The following is a 16424-nucleotide window of genomic DNA, read 5'->3' on the forward strand; positions in this document are numbered from 1 at the left end:
GGAACCTGAACCCGGGCGGGGTCTTCGTCGTCGTACGGCCGGACTACGCCAGCAGCGCCTCGATCGTGCCCTCGTGCGCCTCGCGCAGCTCGGCCAGGGTGAGTTCGAACTCGCCCTGGACCTCGACGGAGTCGCCGTCCACGACACCGATGCGGGTCGCCGGCAGGCCCCGCGCACCGCACATGTCGTTGAAGCGGACCTCCTCCGAGCGCGGGACCGCGACGACGGCGCGGCCGGCCGACTCGGAGAGGAGGAAGGTGAAGGCGTCGAGGCCGTCCGGTACGACCAGCCGCGCGCCCTTGCCGCCGAGCAGCGCGGACTCGACCACGGCCTGGATCAGACCGCCGTCGGACAGGTCGTGTGCCGAGTCGATCATGCCGTCGCGGGAGGCGGAGATCAGGATCTCGGCGAGCAGGCGCTCACGCTCCAGGTCCACCTTGGGGGGCAGGCCGCCCAGGTGGTCGTGGACGACCTGGGACCAGGCCGAGCCGCCGAACTCCTCCCGCGTGTCGCCGAGGAGGTAGAGCAGCTGGCCCTCCTCCTGGAAGGCGACCGGCGTGCGGCGGGCGACGTCGTCGATCACGCCGAGAACCGCGACCACCGGGGTCGGATGGATGGCCGCCTCGCCGGTCTGGTTGTAGAGCGAGACGTTGCCGCCGGTCACCGGGGTGCCCAGCTGGAGGCAGCCGTCGGCGAGGCCGCGCACCGCCTCGGCGAACTGCCACATCACCGCCGGGTCCTCGGGCGAGCCGAAGTTCAGGCAGTCGGAGACGGCGAGCGGCTTGGCGCCGGTCGTCGCCACGTTGCGGTAGGCCTCCGCCAGGGCGAGCTGGGCGCCCGTGTAGGGGTCGAGCTTGGCGTAACGGCCGTTGCCGTCCGTGGCGATGGCGACGCCGAGGCCGGTCGCCTCGTCGACGCGGATCATGCCGGAGTCCTCGGGCTGCGCGAGGACCGTGTTGCCCTGCACGAAGTGGTCGTACTGGGAGGTGATCCACTTCTTGGAGGCCTGGTTGGGGGAGGCCACCAGCCGGAGGATCTGGCCCTTCAGCTCCTCGCTCGTCGCCGGGCGCGCGAGCTTGTTCGCGTCGTCCGCCTGGAGCTCGTCCTGCCAGGACGGGCGGGCGTAGGGGCGCTCGTAGACCGGGCCGTCGTGGGCGACCGTGCGCGGGTCGACGTCGACGATCTTCTCACCGTGCCAGAAGATCTCGAGCCGGTCGCCGTCGGTGACCTCGCCGATGACCGTCGCGATGACGTCCCACTTGGCGCAGATCTCCAGGAAGCGGTCCACCTTCGCCGGCTCCACCACCGCGCACATGCGTTCCTGCGACTCGCTCATGAGGATTTCCTCGGGCGAGAGGGTGGAGTCGCGCAGCGGGACGTCGTCGAGGGTGACGGTCATGCCGCCGGAGCCGTTCGAGGCCAGCTCGGAGGTGGCACAGGACAGACCGGCCGCGCCGAGGTCCTGGATGCCGACCACGAGCTTCTCCCGGAAAGCCTCCAGGGTGCACTCGATGAGGAGCTTCTCCTGGAAGGGGTCGCCGACCTGGACCGCGGGGCGCTTGGAGGGCTTCGCGTCGTCGAAGGTCTCGCTCGCGAGGATCGACGCACCGCCGATGCCGTCGCCGCCGGTCCGGGCGCCGTACAGGATGACCTGGTTGCCCGCGCCGGAGGCCTTGGCGAGGTGGATGTCCTCATGCCGCATCACGCCGATGGCACCGGCGTTGACCAGCGGGTTTCCCTGGTAGCAGGCGTCGAAGACGACCTCGCCGCCGATGTTGGGCAGGCCCAGGCAGTTGCCGTAGCCGCCGATGCCGGCGACGACACCCGGCAGGACGCGCTTGGTGTCCGGGTGGTCGGCCGCGCCGAACCGCAGGGGGTCGACCACGGCCACCGGCCGGGCGCCCATCGCGATGATGTCGCGGACGATGCCGCCGACACCGGTCGCGGCGCCCTGGTAGGGCTCGACGTACGACGGATGGTTGTGCGACTCGACCTTGAAGGTGACCGCGTAGCCCTGGCCGACGTCGACGACGCCCGCGTTCTCGCCGATGCCGACGAGCAGGGCGTCCGACTGGGGCGCCTTCTCGCCGAACTGGCGGAGGTGGACCTTGGAGGACTTGTACGAGCAGTGCTCGGACCACATGACCGAGTACATGGCCAGCTCGGCGCCGGTCGGGCGGCGGCCGAGGATCTCCACCACCCGCTCGTACTCGTCCTTCTTCAGGCCGAGTTCGGCCCAGGGCAGCTCGACGTCGGGGGTCGCGGCCGCGTGCTCGACCGTGTCCAGAGGCGTCCGGCTCATGCGCCCACCAGCTTCTTGAGGATCGAGGTGAAGAAGGGAAGGCCGTCGGTGCGGCCCGTGCCGATCAGCGGCTCGACGGCGTGCTCGGGGTGCGGCATGAGGCCGACGACGTTCCCGGCCTCATTGGTGATGCCGGCGATGTCGCGGAGCGAGCCGTTGGGGTTGCCGTATCCGTCACCGGCTTCGCCGCCGACGACGTACCGGAACGCGACCCGGCCCTCGGCCTCCAACTGGTCGAGCGTGTACTCGTCGGCGACGTAGCGGCCGTCCATGTTCTTCAGGGGGATGGAGATCTCCTGCCCCTCGCGGTAGTCGGCCGTCCAGGCCGTGGCCGCGTTCTCCACCCGCAGCTTCTGCTCGCGGCAGATGAAGTGGAGGTGGTCGTTGCCCAGCATTCCGCCCGGCAGCAGGTGCGCCTCGGTGAGGACCTGGAAGCCGTTGCAGATACCGAGGACCGGCAGCCCGGCCTTCGCCTGCTCGATGACCGTCTCCATCACCGGCGAGAAGCGGGAGATGGCGCCGGCCCGCAGATAGTCGCCGTAGGAGAAACCACCGGGAAGGACCACCGCGTCGACCTGGTGAAGGTCCTTGTCCTTGTGCCAGAGGGCGACCGGTTCCGCGCCCGCGAGACGGATCGCGCGCTGGGTGTCACGGTCGTCGAGGCTTCCCGGGAAAGTGACGACGCCAATACGAGCGGTCACTTCGCCGCCTCCGCGACTTCCTCCACCTTGACGGTGAAGTCCTCGATCACGGTGTTGGCGAGGAAGGATTCCGCAAGATCATGGATGCGGGCGAGCGCGGCCTCGTCGACCGGCCCGTCAACTTCCAGTTCGAATCGCTTTCCCTGACGTACGTCGGAGATGCCTTCGAAACCCAGGCGCGGCAGCGCACGCTGGACCGCCTGGCCCTGGGGGTCGAGGATCTCCGGCTTGAGCATGACGTCGACTACGACGCGTGCCACTTGCACTCCCGGTGTGTGGTGCTGAGCTGGTTCCTTCAGACTACCCGCACAGAATTTCTACGCGGGTAGAGTTGTAGGAAACTACGTGAGGCGCGTCACGATCGGGTGACAGCGGGGGATCCACACGAAAAATTCTGGGAAAGTTCCCCGGGTTCGCCCACGACATCTATTGCGCCGGGACACGCGGACGGATTTAGTCGGGCTTCACTTTGTATTGCCAGGCACTGTACAAATGAATTGGCAATAGCCGATACTCGGCACGTCACCGCCATCGCCGTCATCGCCGATGAGCTGTAAAGACGTGCCACACGAAGGGACCGATATTCGTGGCGCAGAAGGTCGTGGTCACTCTCTTTGACGACATCGACGGCTCGGAAGCGGCGGAAACGATCGCCTTCGGACTCGACGGCAAGTCGTACGAGATCGACCTGAATCAAGCCAACGCCAAGCAACTGCGCAAGGCCCTGGAGCCGTACGTGGTGGCCGGCCGCAAGCGGTCGAAGTCGGGCAAGGCGTTCAAGCAGACGGAGGTCGCCCCCGACCCGGCGGCCGTCCGCGCCTGGGCACAGGCGAACAAGATGGATGTCCCGGCCCGCGGCCGCATCCCGAAGAAGGTGTACGAGGCGTTCAGCGCCGCCCAGTGACAGGGCGGCCGGCTGCCCTCAGGGGGTGTCAGCCACCCCTGGGGGCAGCCGACTTGCGCTACCCCCCTGCTGATCAGCTAATGTCTGGAGCACGCCGAGGGGCGCGGCCGAAAAGCCGAAACCCACGGAGTACATGCGGGTGTAGTTCAGTAGTAGAACATCCCCCTTCCAGGGGGAAGGCGCAGTGTGCAATTCCTGTCACCCGCTCTGGCACCACCGGTCCTGAGGATGCTTGTGGATCAGGTAGGCTGGTGCCCGCACCGATCGGTGGGAGCCGGTCGGGAGCAGTGCGGACGTAGCTCAGTTGGTAGAGCGCAACCTTGCCAAGGTTGAGGTCGCGAGTTCGAGCCTCGTCGTCCGCTCCAGCTCATAGAGGAAACCCCGGTCATGCGACTGGGGTTTTCTTGTGTGCTCCGGCCCCTTACCGCCCCCGGCATTTGTCATGGCGGGCTCCGTCCCGCCCGCGTCCCCGGAGACGCGGAAGCCATGGACCGGGAACACATGGAACACATGATGGAGATCACAGATCTCGGGCTTCTCCACGGGGCGGATTCGACGCGTACCCACGGGGCGGGTTCGAGGCGGTCCGCGGAACATCCTTCTCCGTGGCCCGCGGCGAGATCTTCGCGCTGCCCGTCACCTGCAGCGCCGGAAAGACGTCCACGGTCGTACGGCTGCTGCCCGCGGGCGACGAGCATCTGCCCCGGGGCGCCCTGGCCGCGCTGCCCGGGCTCGGCGAGGGCGAACTGGTCGTCGTCGCCGAGGCGGCCGCCGGCCCGGAGGCGCCCGCCTCGACGCGGGCCCGTCGCCCGCGGCCCGGAGGCGCCCGCCGTGGCGCCGCCCGTCGCCCCGATGTCGCGGTGCCCGAGCTCCAGATGCCCGGCGCCGATGGGCCGATGATGTGAGGGTCGCCACATCGCTCCGTGCCGAACTGCCCGGCTGCCAGCTGCTGATCGGCACCGGTCGCGGGTGGGCCGGCCCTCCGAAGCGGACCTGGCGACCGCGGTGCGGGGGTGCGTCCTGAAAGCGGTGAGCGCGCAGCGGCTCGCGTGGATCCTCCGGGCCGGGCACGCCGGAAACCGTTACGTCGAGCCGGTGTTGGCCGCCGGCACGATCTCCGCCGGGGACTCGCAGCCGACCGCGCGGGAGGCCGAGGCGCCGCCGTCGGCGGCCGACGGCGCACCGGTCGCCGAGAGCGCCGAGCGGGCCGCGCTGTCGCCGGGGACCGTGCGGAACCATCTCTCCTCGGCCGTCACCAAGCCCGGTGCCGAGAACCGTCATGCGGCAGTGCGTCTCACGCGGGAGCGAGGTTGGGTATAGTTGCTCTCGCGCCACGGCGCATGCGGACGTAGCTCAGTTGGTAGAGCGCAACCTTGCCAAGGTTGAGGTCGCGAGTTCGAGCCTCGTCGTCCGCTCAGAAGAGAAGGCCCCCGGTTTCCGCCGGGGGCCTTCGGCGTTCCCGGGCCGAGGGCCCGGGAACGCCTCCGTCACGACCAGGTGTTGCCCGTCAGCCGCTCGTACGCCTCGATGTACTTCGCGCGGGTCGCCTCGACCACCTGCTCCGGCAGCGGCGGCGGGGGCTGCTCGCTCCCGCGGTCCCAGCCGGACTCGGCCGAGGTCAGCCAGTCGCGCACGTACTGCTTGTCGAACGACGGCTGGGCGCGGCCCGGCTGCCACTCGTCGGCCGGCCAGAAGCGGGACGAGTCCGGGGTGAGGACCTCGTCGGCGAGGACCAGGATGTCGTTCTCGAAGCCGAACTCGAACTTCGTGTCGGCCAGGATGATCCCGCGGTCCCGGGCGATGTCCCGGGCGCGGCCGTACACCGCGAGGGTGGCCTGGCGCAGCTGGGCGGCGGTCTCGGCGCCGACCTGGCGGGCGACCTCCTCGTACGACACGTTCTCGTCGTGCTCGCCGACCTCGGCCTTGGTGGCCGGGGTGAAGATCGGGGCGGGCAGCTCGGAGCCGTCGACCAGGCCCTCGGGGAGGGCGAGGCCGCAGACCGTGCGGGACTCCTGGTACTCGGCCAGACCCGAGCCGGTGAGGTAGCCACGGGCCACGCACTCGACCGGGAGCATCTTCAGGGACTTGCAGATCAGGGTGCGACCCGCCCAGTCGGCGGGGGCGCCCTCGGGCAGCTCGGTGCTGATGACGTGGTTGGGGACCAGGTCGGCGAGCTTGTCGAACCACCACAGGGAGAGCTGGGTCAGGACCCGGCCCTTGTCGGGGATCTCGGTCGGCAGCACCCAGTCGTACGCGGACAGGCGGTCGCTGGCGACCATCACGAGGTCACCGGCCTCGTTCTGGTACAGCTCGCGCACCTTGCCGGTGTGCAGATGCACCAGACCCGGCACCTCCAGGGGCTCGGGCTTTTCGACGAATCCGGACACGGTTCCTCCCCGTGGTTCTGTACAGGTGCCCTCGATTCTCCCGTATGCCGGGTTGCGCACGGACAGCGGGGCCGCGCGGCCACCTGTGCGGGTCAGTCGTGTTTGCAGATGCGGTCCAGGAGGTTGGCGGTGGCGCGCTGGACCCGGGGGTCGACGTGGCCGGGGCGGTCCAGGGCCGGGGACCAGGCGAAGGTGCCGGAGGCGAAGACCAGGGCGCCGGAGGGGGCGCGGTAGAGGGAGGTCTCCTGGTGGCGCAGGACGCCGCCGTTGTCGGTGTAGGGGGAGTGGGCGAGCAGGATGCGCTCCTCGTGCTCGGGCAGCGCGGTGCGCGGGAAGTAGCGGTCGGCCTCGCCGGCCACCAGACCCGGGAGTCCGTCGCCCTCGTGCGCTCCGGTGCCCTCCCAGAGCCAGTGCCCCGCGTTGCGCACGATCAGGGGGTACGGCTCGGGCACCCGGCCCGCGTACTGGATGCCGACCGTCTGCTGTTCCGGCCGGTCGATCTCACGCCAGAGCACGGGCTTTCCCGGGCCCTTGCGCTTTCGGCAGGTCAGCAGGCGGTTCTCGACCCCGGACGGGGAAGGCCCCAACTCCACCTGCCAGTACATCGTGTTGGCGGAGAGGAAGACGAGGCTCGTGCCGCTGTCGCGGGCCAGTTCGACCGTGCGGCGCATCTGCGGCGACCAGTACTCGTCGTGGCCCGGGAAGACCAGGCCCCGGTAGCGGGTGGGGTCGACACGGCCGGCGTGCAGGTCGCGGGCGTCGGCGTAGGCGAGGTCGTAGCCGTAGCGCTCGGCCCAGCGGATGAAGTCGTAGGCGTGGCCGACGTGCAGGGGCAGGCCGGCGCCCGCGTACGGCCGGTCGAAGGAGACGGTGGTCGCCGCGTCGGCCTCGCCGAGCAGCCGGCCCCGCTCGTCCCAGGCGTGGTAGAGGCTGGCGCCGGTGTGGCCGTCCTCGGGGTAGAGGTTGTACGCCTGCCAGGTGATGTCCGGCAGCAGGAGCAGCAGGTCGGCCGGGTGGTCGTCGCGGATGGTGAAGGGCACGTGGGAGCGGTAGCCGTCGGCCGTGGTGAGCACGGCGACGTACGCGCCGATGCTCCAGTACGACGGGACCTGCAGCCGCCACGACAGCCACCAGTGGTGGCAGGAGACCGTGCGGTCGGCGGTCAGCGGCGGCGGCTGGACGATGCCGGACAGCCGGGGGCTGGTGGTGATCTTGGATGCGCCGTCGCCGCCGTAGTGGCCGATGCGGTAGATGTCGACGCTGAATTCCTGTGGCGGATCGACGGTGATGTGGAAGTCGACGGCCTCGCCCGGGGCGACCGCGCCGGTCGAGGTGAATCCTTTGATCTGGCGGTGCACGTCGTCCGCCGAGCGCGGGCCGCCGATGGCGGTGCGCGGTGCGGGGACCCTGGGGTTCTCGCCGGTGGGCTGTGGCCGGCTGGGGTCCACGTACCAGGGGACGACATGACCGGTGTCGTCGAAGTAGGTCTCACTGCCGCGCAGCCAGGGAACGGGACCCTGGCCGAAGGGATCCGTGACGGCGTGCGCGAGTGCTCCCGACTCCCAGCGGCGGATCTGGTCCGATGCCATGGTGGCTCCCCTCCCGCGTGCCCCCGCGAAGTGTGCCGATACGAGCCGATGTGCGATGTGGGCGCACGTGCTGTGCTGTCGTACCTGTGTCCTGCGCCGTTGCGCCCGCGTCCTGCGTCGTCGTACCTGTTTCGGGCGCTGCCGTCTCGCCGATGGCGCCGTGTCCCGCCATGCGTGCCACGCGTGCCATGCGTGCGGTGCCGCGACTGTGGCGTCTGCCTTATGTCGGGTGCGCTTGCCACATCCGCGAACGATCCCAGCACATCACATAACGCACGCGTACGGTCACGGTTCGTCGTGAATTTGCCTGAAGTGGAACACTTCACTCCGCTAAAGCACCGAAAAGCCGAGGTCAGACCAGTCGGAGCGGTTTCTCCGGCCGTATTCCGGACTTGACCAGCCAGGCCCGCAGCGGGGCCGGGTCTCCCTCCTCGATGAGGCTGAGAACTCTGGGCGTCAGGTCGGCGGCCCGCTCGCCGCCGACCAGCAGGGACGGGCCGTCGAGCCAGTCCAGGCCGGGGGTGGCTCCGGCGGTGTCCACGGCCGCGCAGCACACCATCGCCGTCACGTGGTCGGCGAGGAGTTCGCGGGCGGTGCGCGGGGGCTGGAGCGGGAAGAGGGGCAGTGCGCCGTCGTCCCACAGAGGGCTGCCGGGGCCGCCCTGGCCGCCGGGGGCGGGGCCGCCGGAGGGTGGCACCGCGGCGGCCGTCGTCCCGGGCGTGCCCTCGTGCTCCTCGCGGGCGAGGGCCGCGGTGAGGCCGGCGGCGAGAGCGGCGCTGCGCTCGGTACCGGCGGGCTCGCCGGCTTCCTCGTCCTCGCAGCCGGGGGTGCGGGAGTCCGCGTCGTACGCCGGAGGGCACGGGCGGCTGCCGGCGGCGGACGGGACGGTCAGGTGGTCCAGGACGCGGGCCAGGGTCGGGCCGTCCGGCTCGGGGGCGGCGGGATCCGGGGTGGCGCGGACCCCGAGGGCGTCCAGGACGCGGTGCAGGCGGGCCGCCTCGGTGCGCCAGGTACGGTCGACGACCTCGTCCGGGTACTCCTGCCAGGCCACCGGCGACCAGGCCGGGCCGGGCTCGGCGGGGCCGCCGTGGAAGAGGCGGGCGGCGAGCAGCGAGGCGGCCTCGTCCACCAGCCCCGGCTCCTCCAGCAGGTCGCAGGCGGGCCGCTCGCCGAGCCGGGAGGCGAAGCCCTCGGCCAGCCGGTCGCGCCGGGACAGCTCGGTGAGGGCCGCGACCACGCCCGCGTCCAGCCGGGAGGGCCAGCGGCCCATCCGCCAGGCGGGCAGCGCGACCCGGGTGAGCAGGCGGTCCCAGCCGGCGTACGCGAGGCCGACCTGTTCCTGGGCGACGATCCGCAGTCCGTAGTCCACGGCCTGGGCCCGCTCAGCGGCCGCGGCGGCGACCCCGCGCTCCATCAGTGCCGCGTGCTCCCGGCAGCCGCGCAGCAGCAGCCGGGCCACCCAGCCGACGCCCGCGCACACCAGGCGGGCGGCCGGACATCGGGCGGGCGTCGCGGAGACGCCCACCGCCGCGTCCAGGCCTCGCACGAAGCGGCGGGCGGCCGCTATGTCCGGGTGCGCCGAGGGGCCCGTACCGGCGACGACCGGGGCGAGGACCGCGCGCAGCTCGCCGACGCGCATCCACCACAGGAACGGGGAGCCTATGACGAGGACGGGGGCGGCCGGGGTGCGGCGGTGCGGACCCGGGGTGCCGAGCTCGTCGCCGCCCTTGGGCGCGGGCGGGCCGTGCGCCGGGTGGGTGCGGTCCTCCAGCCAGCTGTCACAGTCCGGGGTGAGCGCTATGGCGGAGGGCGCCGGCACGTCGAGGCGGTCGGCGAGGTCGCGCATCATCCGGTACAGGTCCGGAGCGGACTCCTCCGGGATCGGGACGGTGGGGCTCACGGCCGGGCGGGCGCGGGCCACGACCAGGGCGACAGCGGCGGCGGCCAGCAGCACCAGTACGGCGAGGGCGCCGACGATCCAGCGGGCGGTGTCCCAGCCGTGGCCGACGAAGTGGCCGGTGGAACCGCCGGTCAGCAGGATCACCGCGGCCGCGGCGGGCAACAGGGCCATGGCCAGGGCCCGGCCGCGGATACGCAGCACGGCGAGCGCCCGGCTGCGCGCCGCCTGCGCTCCCGCCTCCGCGCCGATTCCGACGCTGGTACTGGTCACGTCCCGACCTCACCCCCTCCCTGCTGTCCTCGGCCTGTCCTGGCTGTTGCTCACTCCCCCACTGTGGCACCCGTCACTGACATCGCAATGCCGGTGGGCCAAGTGCCGGAACGCTTGCGCCGCACCCTAGTTGGGGCCTCGGCCCCCGTCAGCCGGATGGGGCATCGGTCACTCGATGGAATGGCTTTGGTCAGAGGTGATCGACAGACAGCAATGATCAGGCCCCGGATTTCGGGGTCCGGGGCCTGGTCGGGAACGGGTCTGCGGGAACCGGGGTCAGGCCTCCCCGGCCGCCGCCTTCGCGGCGATGTCCGTACGGTGCTGGGAGCCGTCGAGTCCGATCCGGGCCACCGCCGTGTACGCCCGCTCACGGGCCTGGGTGAGGTCCTTGCCGGTCGCCGTGACGGAGAGGACCCGGCCGCCGGCGCTGACCACGTCGTCGCCGACGCGCTTGGTCCCCGCGTGCAGGACGTAGGCGTGCGGCGCGTCCACGGCGGCGATCTCGTCGAGGCCGGTGATGGGGTCGCCGGTGCGCGGGGTGTCCGGGTAGTTGTGCGAGGCGACGACGACGGTGACGGCCGCGTCGTCGCGCCAGCGCAGCGGCGGCAGGTCGCCGAGGCCGCCGTTCGCGGCGGCGAGCAGGACGCCGGCCAGCGGGGTCTTCAGACGGGCGAGGACCACCTGGGTCTCCGGGTCGCCGAAGCGGGCGTTGAACTCGATGACCCGCACACCGCGCGAGGTGATCGCGAGGCCGGCGTAGAGCAGACCGGAGAACGGGGTGCCGCGGCGCCGCATCTCGTCGACGGTCGGCTGGAGGACGGTCTCCAGGACCTCGTCGACGAGCTTGGGGTCGGCCCAGGGCAGCGGGGAGTAGGCCCCCATGCCGCCCGTGTTCGGGCCCTCGTCCCCGTTCAGGGCGCGCTTGAAGTCCTGGGCGGGCTGCAGCGGGAGGACCGTCTCGCCGTCGGTGATCGCGAAGAGGGAGACCTCGGGGCCGTCCAGGAACTCCTCGATGACGACACGGTCGCAGGCGGCGGCGTGCGCCTTTGCGGCCTCCAGGTCGTCCGTGACGACGACGCCCTTGCCGGCCGCGAGTCCGTCGTCCTTCACGACGTACGGCGCGCCGAAGGCGTCCAGCGCCTCGGCGACCTCCTCGGCGTTCGTGCAGACGTACGAGCGGGCCGTGGGCACTCCGGCCCCGGCCATCACGTCCTTGGCGAACGCCTTGGACCCCTCGATCCGTGCGGCCGCCCCGGAGGGGCCGAAGACCGGGATGCCCGCCTCGCGCACGGCGTCGGCGACCCCGGCGACCAGGGGGGCCTCCGGGCCGACGACCACGAGGTCGGCGCCGGTCTCCCGGGCCAGCTCGGTGACGGCCGCGCCGTCCAGGGCATCGACCTGGTGCAGCTCGGCCACCTCGGCGATGCCGGCGTTGCCGGGGGCGCAGTGCAGCGCGGTGACGTCGGGATCGAGGGACAGAGAGCGGCACAGGGCGTGTTCGCGGGCGCCGCTGCCGATGACGAGGACCTTCACGGGGGCCAGCGTAGCCGGGTGGGCCGACTGGAGGTTCCTCCAAGGGGCCGGAGCTGCGGGGTGGCCGCCCGCTGAAGTGGCCGTCCTTGGGGGCTGCCGCCCCCAAACCCCCGCTTCGGCCTGAACGGCCTCGTCCTCAAACGCCGGACAGGCTGGGAGTGAACCCGGCGTCACTCGTTCTGGAACTCCTCCACCACCGTCGCCCCCAGTTCCTTCACGATCAGTTCGTGGCCGGAGAGGGCCGACTCGTCGAGGTCGGGGTCGTCCTCCTCGGGGATGTCGTCCTCGGGGGCTACCGGGGGCGGTTCCGGGGCGGTGGGGGCCGGGGCCGGCGCCGACGGGGAGGAAGGCCGGCTCTGGGCCGGGCCCGTTGCCGGGGCCTGCTGGGCGGGCGCGGGACGGGCCGGGGCCGCCGGGGCGGCACTGCCGTAGCCGGATGCCGCGGGCGCGCCGTAGCTGGCGGACGGCCCGCCGCCGTAACCTCCGCCGGGCGGCGGAGCTGCGCCGCCGCCACCTGTCGGGTCGACGACCGCCTCGATCCGCCACTGCACGCCGAACTGTTCGCCCAGCGCCTGCCGCAGCACCTCCTCGCTGCCACTGCTCGCGAAGTTGTCCCGGGCGCCGGCGTTGACGAAGCCGAGCTGGAGGGTGGTGCCGTCGAAACCGGCGACCTGGGCGTTCTGGCTGAGCAGGATCCAGGTGAAGCGGCGGCGGTTCTTGACCGCTTCCAGGATGTTCGGCCAGAGCACCCGCGGGTCGAGACCACCCGCAGGGGCGGCGGGAGCGGGAGCCGAAGCGGCGGTCGGGGCCGGGGCGGGGGCCGGCTGGGCCGCCCGCGTCGCCGGGGACGGCGGGGATGGCGGGGCCTGCTGAGCCGCCGGAGCGCCCGTGGCCGTCGGCCAGCCGCCGGGGCGGCGGGTACCGCCGCCTGCGGGGGTTGCCGTCGGCCAGGCGCCGGGCGCGGGAGGGGGAGGGGTAGGGGCGGAGGCAGGGGCAGCGGCAGCCGCCTCCGCGGCGACCGGAGGCACTGGGGCCGGTGCGGGTGCCGGGCTCGCCGCGGGGGCCGGGGTGGGCGCCGGGGGCGGGGTCGGCGCCTGGGTCGGGCTCGGCGCCTGGGTCGGGCTCGGCGCCGCTCCCCCTCGTACGGCCGCGCGGGCCGCGGCCGGGCCGCCCGCCTGCTGCACAGGAGCCGGGGGCGGCGGCAGGTGCGCCTCCGGACCAGGGACGTATCCCATGGCGGGCGCACCGCCCCCGCCCGAGAAGTTGACGCCCCGCTCCAGCCGGTCGAGGCGGGCCATCACGGACCGCTCGTCCCCGTACGCCGCCGGCAACAGCACGCGGGCGCAGATCAGCTCCAGCTGGAGGCGCGGGGACGTGGCGCCGCGCATCTCCGTAAGGCCCTGGTTGACGAGGTCGGCGGCGCGGCTGAGCTCGGCGGCGCCGAAGATGCCGGCCTGGGCCTGCATCCGTTCGAGAACGTCTGCGGGGGCGTCGAACAGCCCCTTCTCGGCGGCGTCCGGGACGGCGGCGAGGATCACCAGGTCCCGCAGCCGCTCCAGCAGGTCGGCGACGAAGCGGCGCGGGTCGTTGCCCCCCTCGATGATCCGGTCGACGACCTCGAAGGCCGCGGCGCCGTCGCCCGTCGCGAAAGCCTCGACGACGGAGTCGAGCAGCGACCCGTCCGTGTACCCCAGCAGAGAGGTGGCCATGGCATACGTCACACCGTCTGCACCGGCCCCGGCGAGCAGCTGGTCCATGACGGACATGGAGTCACGCACGGATCCGGCGCCGGCCCGCACGACGAGCGGCAGCACGCCCTCCTCGACGGGGATCTTCTCCTGGCCGCACACCTCGCCGAGGTAGTCCCGGAGAGTCCCCGGCGGCACCAGCCGGAACGGATAGTGATGGGTCCGCGACCGGATGGTCCCGATGACCTTCTCGGGCTCGGTCGTGGCGAAGATGAACTTGAGATGCTCCGGCGGCTCCTCGACGACCTTGAGCAGCGCGTTGAAGCCGGCCGACGTGACCATGTGGGCCTCGTCGATGATGTAGATCTTGTAGCGGCTGGAGGCGGGCCCGAAGAAGGCCTTCTCGCGCAGCTCACGGGCGTCGTCCACACCACCGTGAGAGGCCGCGTCGATCTCGATGACGTCGATGGAACCGGGCCCGTTGCGCGCCAGGTCCTGGCACGACTGGCACTCCCCGCACGGAGTCGGGGTGGGACCCTGCTCGCAGTTCAGGCACCGGGCCAGGATCCGCGCGCTGGTCGTCTTCCCGCACCCACGCGGCCCGCTGAACAGGTACGCGTGATTGACCCGGTTGTTCCGCAGCGCCTGCTGCAACGGGCCGGTGACATGCTCCTGCCCGATGACCTCGGCGAACGACTCCGGGCGATAGCGGCGGTACAGCGCGAGAGACGACACACCTACGAGGTTATAGGCGCCCACTGACAACCAGCCCCGCCCGCAAACGCAAGGGCCCCCCACGCACCCGCCAGAGCCAACCTACCCTTGCTGCCTTCCGGCCCTGGGGGAGTTCAGTCAGATAGCGCCGCGTGAGGGGCTCCGCACAGAGTACCCGACGTCAGCAGGTGAGAACGAGTTCGCGAGCACTCCTCTCGGTCATGTAATGTTTCCGGCGGAGGATTCGCCTAGAGGCCTAGGGCGCACGCTTGGAAAGCGTGTTGGGGGCAACCCCTCACGAGTTCGAATCTCGTATCCTCCGCCAGTGCCTCACCGGGCACGATGTCGAAGGGCCCCACCGCTTGCGGTGGGGCCCTTCGACGTTGTCCGTCTCAGTTCGTTTTCGGGAGCCCCCAGAGCGCATCGCCAACTTGCCGCGCGACCTTTCGGAGAGTGGTCCCGGTCACGTGCATGTACCGAGCGCGCATCCGGGCCGTTCCTCCGGGCTCCCACCCCATGATCGAGTCGATCACGACGTCCGGGACGCCGAGGATCAGGAGCACGGTCGCGGCGGTGTGGCGAGCGTCATGAAGACGGCCGTCTCGTACGCCGGCGTCCCGGAGAAGCCTCTTCCGGACATGGAAGTCGGTGTTGGGGCTCAGCGGTCCGCCGACCGGCGAGGCGAAGACGTACCCCTTGCCCTGCCGGTCGGCACCGGCCGCCCCCGTTTGCTCCCGCTTGGGGCAGTAGCCCGCCTTCCGGCCGCAGGGTTCGCCGCCGCAGCCGTGCGCGTGCTTCGGCCGGAGCCGGTTCTTGCGGATGCGGGCGTACCCCGCGTCGAGGTCGACGTCTTCCCAGTGCCCCGAGCGCCTCACCTTGCCGAAGGCCGAGCGCCAGGGCGACGACCCAGCCCGCGCTGCTGCGGAGCTTGGCCGCCTCGACGAGGAGGCTCTGTACCTCTTCGATCGTGTACGGCTCGATGTCCTCCTCTTCCAGGCGGGGAGCCTTGGCGATCTCGGCCGCGTTGGTGACGACGTGCCCGCGCCGGACCGCTTCACCGACGGCGACCCGGATCGTGCGATGCGCGTGATGGGCGGTGCCGGCGGAACTCCCGGAAGCCTGCGTTCTCCGAGACGTACGGCTTGGCGACGTTCTCAGTGCTCAGCACAGGCCTGGAGCCGGGGTGTCACCCGTGCGAGCTACGCGCGAGAGACATCTGGGGGGTGACGCCTCCGGGCTGCCGAATCCCTAGCGTCTGTGGTGTCGCCGCCGCACACCGGCGGCGGCGCCGGACAAGGGTCCGCGCACCGTCCGGGTGCAGGCCCGGAACCCACACCTACTGCGACTTTCCTCGTTCTGCCTGGAGGCCCCGTGAACCGCATACTCAAGACCATCGCCGTGGCTGCCACGTTCTCCGCCGTGGCCGGCGCGGGCTTCGTCAGCCACGGGGAACTCACCGCCCGGACGCGGACGGAGACGCAGACACTGAACGTGGTGGCCGCCACGACGGTGCGGCACGGACACCTGGACTCGTTCACGGGGACCGAGAAGATCCTCGTCAACGGCTACTCGGTGAACGTCTCGTGCTCCGGCCGTCCGGTGGCTGACCGGCCGGTCATCATGCTCATGGCCGGTGCGGGCGACGGGCTGGACACGATGGCCGGCCTGCAGGAGACCTTGAGCAAGGAGGACAGGGTCTGCTCCTACGACCGGCTCGGCGAGGGCCAGAGCGACCAGCCGAAGGGCCCCCAGACCATCCGCGACAGCGGCAGGATCCTCACCGGCGTGCTCGACCGGATCGCCGGTGATCGCCCGGTCGTGCTGGCCGCCCACTCCCTCGGCGGACTGATCGCCGGCCGGTACGCCCCCGACCACCGGGACCGGGTCAAGGGTCTGGTTCTGATGGACGCCACGCTCCCGGCCCTGAAGGCGAGCATCCTGAAGGTGATCCCCGAGACCGCCACCGGGATCGCGGCCGAGGTGCGTGCCCAGGCCATCGCGGTCAACGAGGGCCAGAACCCGGAGCGGCTCGTCGTCCCCGACGCCGAGGTCCGCTCCGCGGGGAACATCCCGGTGCAGATCATCAAGCACGAGGCAGCGTTCGGCGACATCCCCGACTACGGCCCCGCCCTGGAGCAGGCGTGGGCCGAGGGCCAGCAGCAGTGGCGCGCGCTCTCCAGGCGCAGCGTCCTCAGCACCGCCGCCGGCAGCGGTCACTACATCTACGTCGACCGCCCCGACCTCGCCGTCAAGGCTATTCAGACGGTCACCGCCCAGGCCGCCGCTGCTCGGTAGCCGCAGAGGGCTTCGGCCGCCGCGCTGTCGATCCAGCCCATCTCCGCCCGGGAAGCAGACAGCAACAGGTCAGGCGCTGACACCGCTGCGCCACGGGTCAGCCGACCGATCGCCCATAGAGGACCCGAGCTTCCCAAGCTC

The 16424-nt window shown here is 71.7% G+C and carries 10 protein-coding genes, 4 tRNA genes, 1 other RNA gene and 2 pseudogenes; 7 read left to right on the plus strand and 10 right to left on the minus strand.

All coding sequences use genetic code 11. The features are described 5' to 3' along the window. Positions 1 to 43: 43 nt before the first annotated feature. The 3 genes from purL to purS are packed head-to-tail and all read right to left on the minus strand — an operon-like array spanning position 44 to position 3263. Positions 44 to 2302: a phosphoribosylformylglycinamidine synthase subunit PurL gene (gene purL / locus LQ326_RS21415; protein WP_234538893.1), complete on the minus strand. Its 2259-nt coding sequence runs from the start codon at positions 2300 to 2302 to the stop codon at positions 44 to 46. Beyond that, a complete protein-coding gene (gene purQ / locus LQ326_RS21420; RefSeq protein ID WP_234538894.1) occupies positions 2299 to 3003 on the minus strand; it encodes a phosphoribosylformylglycinamidine synthase subunit PurQ in 705 nt (234 codons plus the stop codon). The genes purL and purQ overlap by 4 nt, the downstream gene beginning before the upstream one ends. Continuing rightward, a complete protein-coding gene (gene purS / locus LQ326_RS21425; protein WP_015659417.1) occupies positions 3000 to 3263 on the minus strand; it encodes a phosphoribosylformylglycinamidine synthase subunit PurS in 264 nt (87 codons plus the stop codon). Before purS ends, purQ begins: the two co-directional genes overlap by 4 nt. A 326-nt stretch (positions 3264 to 3589) precedes the next feature. Between purS and LQ326_RS21430 the strand changes: the two genes are divergently transcribed. From LQ326_RS21430 to LQ326_RS21450, 5 genes and pseudogenes are all read left to right on the plus strand, one after another. After that, positions 3590 to 3907: a histone-like nucleoid-structuring protein Lsr2 gene (locus tag LQ326_RS21430; protein ID WP_181803544.1), complete on the plus strand. Its 318-nt coding sequence runs from the start codon at positions 3590 to 3592 to the stop codon at positions 3905 to 3907. A gap of 135 nt (positions 3908 to 4042) precedes the next feature. Then, positions 4043 to 4114 (plus strand) — tRNA-Gly (locus tag LQ326_RS21435). A gap of 82 nt (positions 4115 to 4196) precedes the next feature. Then, positions 4197 to 4272 (plus strand) — tRNA-Gly (locus tag LQ326_RS21440). Positions 4273 to 4536: 264 nt separating this feature from the next. Beyond that, positions 4537 to 5227 (plus strand): annotated as a pseudogene (locus LQ326_RS21445) (DNA-binding response regulator). Positions 5228 to 5249: 22 nt separating this feature from the next. After that, positions 5250 to 5322: transfer RNA gene (locus tag LQ326_RS21450), tRNA-Gly, on the plus strand. A gap of 72 nt (positions 5323 to 5394) precedes the next feature. On the opposite strand, the gene LQ326_RS21455 is transcribed toward LQ326_RS21450, so the two are convergent. From LQ326_RS21455 to ffs, 6 genes are all read right to left on the minus strand, one after another. Beyond that, the gene (locus tag LQ326_RS21455; protein WP_234538895.1) at positions 5395 to 6294 is read right to left on the minus strand and encodes a phosphoribosylaminoimidazolesuccinocarboxamide synthase; all 900 of its coding nucleotides are present in this window, start codon (positions 6292 to 6294) and stop codon (positions 5395 to 5397) included. Between the two features lie 92 nt (positions 6295 to 6386). Then, positions 6387 to 7883, minus strand: coding sequence for a N,N-dimethylformamidase beta subunit family domain-containing protein (locus LQ326_RS21460; protein ID WP_234538896.1), 1497 nt, complete (start codon positions 7881 to 7883; stop codon positions 6387 to 6389). 352 nt (positions 7884 to 8235) lie between these two features. Further along, positions 8236 to 10053 (minus strand): M48 family metalloprotease, encoded by a 1818-nt coding sequence (locus LQ326_RS21465; RefSeq protein ID WP_234538897.1) that lies wholly within the window; start codon positions 10051 to 10053, stop codon positions 8236 to 8238. A 276-nt stretch (positions 10054 to 10329) separates the two neighbouring features. Then, a complete protein-coding gene (gene purD, locus LQ326_RS21470) occupies positions 10330 to 11586 on the minus strand; it encodes a phosphoribosylamine--glycine ligase (protein ID WP_234538898.1) in 1257 nt (418 codons plus the stop codon). Between the two features lie 170 nt (positions 11587 to 11756). Continuing rightward, the gene (locus LQ326_RS21475) at positions 11757 to 14009 is read right to left on the minus strand and encodes a DNA polymerase III subunit gamma and tau (RefSeq protein ID WP_234538900.1); all 2253 of its coding nucleotides are present in this window, start codon (positions 14007 to 14009) and stop codon (positions 11757 to 11759) included. Between the two features lie 48 nt (positions 14010 to 14057). Next, positions 14058 to 14152, minus strand: an RNA gene (gene ffs, locus LQ326_RS21480) — signal recognition particle sRNA small type. A 73-nt stretch (positions 14153 to 14225) separates the two neighbouring features. Here ffs and LQ326_RS21485 point away from each other — a divergent pair. Further along, a tRNA-Ser gene (locus LQ326_RS21485) sits at positions 14226 to 14313 on the plus strand. Between the two features lie 67 nt (positions 14314 to 14380). Here the strand turns inward: LQ326_RS21485 and LQ326_RS21490 are convergent. After that, a pseudogene (locus LQ326_RS21490) lies at positions 14381 to 15119 on the minus strand (tyrosine-type recombinase/integrase); the annotation flags it as partial. Positions 15120 to 15359: 240 nt separating this feature from the next. On the opposite strand from LQ326_RS21490, the gene LQ326_RS21495 reads away from it, so the two are divergent. Next, entirely contained in the window at positions 15360 to 16283 is a 924-nt protein-coding gene (locus tag LQ326_RS21495) for an alpha/beta fold hydrolase (RefSeq protein ID WP_234538902.1), read from the plus strand. Positions 16284 to 16424 lie beyond the last annotated feature (141 nt).

It is taken from the genome of Streptomyces shenzhenensis, assembly GCF_021462265.1.
In the GTDB taxonomy this organism is placed as follows: Bacteria; Actinomycetota; Actinomycetes; order Streptomycetales; family Streptomycetaceae; genus Streptomyces; species Streptomyces shenzhenensis.